General features: G+C 70.1%; 1 protein-coding gene. It reads right to left on the minus strand.

Annotation, left to right across the window (positions count from 1 at the left end; translation table 11 throughout):
* The coding region (locus AC1DTN_RS37685; RefSeq protein WP_477925228.1) for a potassium channel family protein at window positions 1-753 on the minus strand (753 nt) is incomplete at both ends.

A 753-nucleotide genomic window follows, 5' to 3' on the forward strand; every position in this document is an offset into this window, starting at 1 on the left:
AGTTCGGCAGGATGCGGCGGATCGTGGGTGTCAGAAGCCGCAGCGCCTCGGCGTCCATCCGGCGGGTGGAGACCTGGGGCACGGGCGCCACGCGCAGCGCCTCGCTGGCCTCGTCGAGGATGCGCCTCAGGGCCGAGAAGGTGGCGGTGGCCTGGTGGCGCCGCGCGTCGTCGGCCCCGGCAATGAGCAGCGTGCACACGTCCAGCACCACGGCCAGGGAGCCCAGCCATGAATGGCCCTCGTGCTGCGAGCGGTAGTACGCCAGCATCGGGTAGACGGCGTGGCTCTCGATCAGGTCGCTGGCCCAGATCTCCCACTCCCACAGCCAGCGTTCGAGCGCCTCGGGGCTGCCATGCACGTGCCAGCCGAGCAGCGCGGCGGCGGTCGGCGGCGAGCCGGCGCGCGCGGAGAACTCGATGAGCTGGAGGTCGCGCCGGGTGAAATGCTGGTAGAGCACGGGCAGGTAGCCGATGGTCAGCGCGATGAAGCCGAAGCCGGTGCCGGCTTCGAGGATGACCAGCATGCGCGACAGCGAATGCTGCGGCACGACGTCGCCATAGCCGAGCGTGAAGAAGGCGTCGCCGCTGACGATGATCTGGCTGACCAGCGACACGGCGCGGGTGCCGGAGACGAGATCCTCCACCGCCCATTGCATCAGCCCGAAACCGACGATCAGGGAGGCGGCCCACAGGGCGAAGAGCATGACCATCGACAGCGGCCCGTAGACCCCGAGGAAGTCCTCGCGCCGGCGGC

Source organism: Rhizobium sp. 01T444 (genome assembly GCF_056398305.1).